Raw genomic sequence first — 3,704 nt, 5'->3', positions numbered from 1 at the left:
TCTATTCTTTCTGCAGCTGGACGTTTTGGAAGACCTGGCATCTTCATTATTTCTCCAGTTAATGCAACAACAAATCCTGCACCAGCAGAAACTGTTACTTGTCTAACTGTGATATTAAATCCAGTTGGTCTACCTAATTTAGTTAAATCATCAGTTAAAGAATATTGAGTTTTAGCCATACAAACTGGCATATTACCAAATCCTAAACTTTCAAGTCTTTCAAGTTCTTTCTTAGCTTTAGGAGTAAATATTACACCATCAGCTCCATATATCTTAGTAGATACAGCTTCTATTTTTTGTGCTAATGTTAAATCATCTTCATAGCAGAATTGGAAGTCATTTGGTTGTTCACAAAGTCTTAATACTTCTTCAGCAAGTTCTATTCCACCTTCTCCACCTTTAGCCCATACTTGAGATAGAGCAACATTAACACCTAATTCTTTACATTTAGTTCTTACCAACTCAACTTCTGCTTGAGTATCTGTTGGGAATTCATTTATAGCAACAACTGCAGGTAATTTATAAACTTGAGTTATATTTTCAACGTGTTTTAATAAGTTTGGAATACCTGCTTCTAGAGCTTGTAAGTTTTCATTATTTAATTGATCTTTTGGAACTCCACCGTTGTATTTTAATGCTCTAACAGTAGCAACTATTATAACAGCATCTGGTTTTAAGTTAGCCATTCTACATTTTATATCTAAGAATTTTTCAGCACCAAGGTCAGCTCCGAATCCACCTTCAGTAACAACATAATCTGCAAAATGCATAGCCATTCTTGTAGCTATAACAGAGTTACAACCATGTGCTATATTAGCGAATGGTCCACCATGTACAAATGCAGGTGTTCCTTCTAGAGTTTGAACTAGATTTGGTTTTAGGGCATCTTTTAATAATGCTGCCATAGCACCATTAGCTTTTAATTGTTCAGCTGTAACTGGTTGACCTTCATAGTTATAACCAACAACTATTCTACCTAATCTAGCTTTTAAATCCATAATATCACTTGCTAAACAGAAAGCAGCCATAACTTCTGAAGCAACTGTTATATCAAATCCATCTTCTCTTGCAACACCATCAGCTCTAGCTCCTAAACCATCAACAACATTTCTAAGTTGTCTATCGTTCATGTCTACGCATCTTCTCCAAGTTATAGTTCTTATATCTATTCCAAGTTCATTTCCTTGATGTATATGATTATCTAACATAGCAGCTAATAAGTTGTTTGCAGCACCTATAGCATGGAAATCTCCTGTGAAATGTAAGTTTATATCTTCCATTGGAACAACTTGTGCATATCCTCCACCTGCTGCTCCACCTTTTATACCAAAAACTGGTCCTAAAGAAGGTTCTCTAAGTGCAACAAGTACATTTTTACCTAATTTACTTAATGCATCTGCTACACCTATAGTAGTAGTTGTTTTACCTTCTCCAGCTGGAGTTGGGTTAATAGCTGTAGTTAATATTAATTTAGCTTTTTTGCCTGTTTCTTTTTTTAATAAATTATAATCAACTTTAGCTTTATATTTACCATATAACTCTAAATCATCTTCTGTTAACCCTAATTTTTTACCTATTTCTCTAATATCTAGAGGTTTTGCCTCTTGAGCAATTTCAATATCAGATTTGAATCCCATAACAATATTCCTCCCACAGTTTTTATAATAATCAGCAAAAGTAATCTTAGTAATTACTTTTTGCTGTTTTATTTTTATTTTATAAAACTTGAACTGTTTTAGCTTTAATTTCAACTAGTCTATCTTTTATAGCTTTAATTTCTTTTCTAGTTGCTTCACTTGTATCGTAAGGAGATTGATTTGATCTGTCTGAATCAATTACATCTTGGTTATAATGAATAAACCCTAAAGCTTCACCATCTTCTAGATTATTTTTTATAAACTCTATATCTTTATCATCTCTCATTTTATTTCCAACTACGTATACTTTTTTTACACCTATATCCTTGCTAAGTTTTTTAACTTTTCTATAAGTCTGTAAGCTTCTTTCACCTGGCTCAACAACTACTATAAAAGCATCTACTCCTTGTGCTGTACCTCTTCCTAAGTGCTCAATTCCAGCTTCCATATCCATTACAACTACATCCTTATTTTGTAATATAAGGTGTGAACATAATCTTTTTAGTAGAACATGTTCTGGACAAACACATCCTGAACCTCCTGTATCTACTGTACCTAAAGTAAGTAATCCTACACCATTATGTTCTTTGCAATATTTTTCTGGAATATCATCTACTTTTGGATTTAATTTAAACATTTTATTAAATGTCCCTTCACTAGTTGCAGTTCTTTCTGATACTAGTTTTTTCATTTCAGATATTGGTACAATTGATTCATAAACATCCTTTGGAAAACCTAATGCTAAGGCTAAATTGGCATCTGGATCAGCATCTACTGCTACTACCCTATAACCTTCATCTGCAAACATTCTTGAAATCATTGAGGCAAATGTTGTTTTACCAACTCCACCTTTTCCTGTTATCGCTATTTTCATTTTTCCCCCTCATCTCCCGCTTTTAATATATTGTCATAAAGTAACTAAAAACTTTATTTTAATTAATAATTTATGTAAGATTAGTCTATTATTATAAAACTTAACAATAGACTAATCTTTATGACTTATTTTATTTATTATTCAGTTGCTTCAACTAATCTTTTATTTAAAACTTTTTCTTGATATAATGCTTCAAAGTGTGGACGTTTTTCTTCTATATCATCCATTATCATCTGAGCTAATGCCACTGGATCTTCATTTACATGGAAGCAAGCTCCTACTTTATCTTTTAATCCACCACATAATAATTCTACTGCTTTATCTGATCCTGTAACTGGAGGCATAACACCTAAGTAAGTATCTATACCAGAACATACTACATAAGTACCTATAGCTACTGCTTTTTCTGACATCCATTCTGGTGCACATCCTGCAACTGGTAAATCACTTATATCCATATCACATGCGTTTGCAACTATTGAACATATATTTAATATACGAGAGTTGTCAACACAAGATCCTAAGTGGATTACTGGAGGTATATCAACTAAATCACAAACTGTAGCTAAACCTTTTCCTGCATATTTATGAGCATTTTCTTTTAACATTAATCCATTCTTAGCTGCTGCAGAAGCACCACATCCTGTAGTAACTACTAAGAAATCATTTTTAATTAATTCTTTTATTATAGTTAAATGGTTATAGTTAGATGGTGTTCTAGCATTGTTACATCCAACAACACCAACAACCCCTCTTATTACACCAGAAGCTAGTACATCTACTAATGGTTTTACAGTATCCATTTCATCTATTTGAGTATTAACAACATTATTTAACTGACTAACTATAGCTTCTTCAGCATAACCAACCATACCTTCTGATTTTAATTCTGGAACTAAAACTTTAGATTTATCTCTATTTTTGAAGTTCATTATAGCTTCTCTAACTATTGTTTTAGCATCTTCCATAGCTGTATCTTCATGGAATTCCATGTAAGTAGATCCAGTTATTCTAGCCTTTGGAGAAGTAGTTATAAATTTAGTATGATATTTAGTTGCTAAATCAGCTAATGCTGGGAATATACATTGAACATCAACTATCATAGCTTCAACAGCACCAGTTATTATAGCTAATTCTTGTTGATGGAAGTCACCGGCTATTTTTATACCATGTCTCATTGTTAATTCATTACC

General features: G+C 32.4%; 2 protein-coding genes and 1 pseudogene. All 3 read right to left on the bottom strand.

The annotated features are described in order from the left end of the window. The coding region (locus Q0G30_RS13880) for a formate--tetrahydrofolate ligase (RefSeq protein ID WP_294391261.1) at positions 1 to 1,637 on the bottom strand (1,637 nt) is incomplete at its 3' end. 79 nt (positions 1,638 to 1,716) lie between these two features. Then, on the bottom strand, positions 1,717 to 2,511 hold the full coding sequence (locus Q0G30_RS13875; protein ID WP_294391259.1) for a carbon monoxide dehydrogenase accessory protein CooC: 795 nt from the start codon (positions 2,509 to 2,511) through the stop codon (positions 1,717 to 1,719). A 137-nt stretch (positions 2,512 to 2,648) separates the two neighbouring features. Next, a pseudogene (locus Q0G30_RS13870) lies at positions 2,649 to 3,704 on the bottom strand (carbon monoxide dehydrogenase); the annotation flags it as partial.

The sequence above is a fragment of the uncultured Clostridium sp. genome (genome assembly GCF_934754925.1).
GTDB lineage: Bacteria > Bacillota > Clostridia > Clostridiales > Clostridiaceae > Clostridium.
This window is presented reverse-complemented; position numbering and strand designations above follow the sequence as displayed.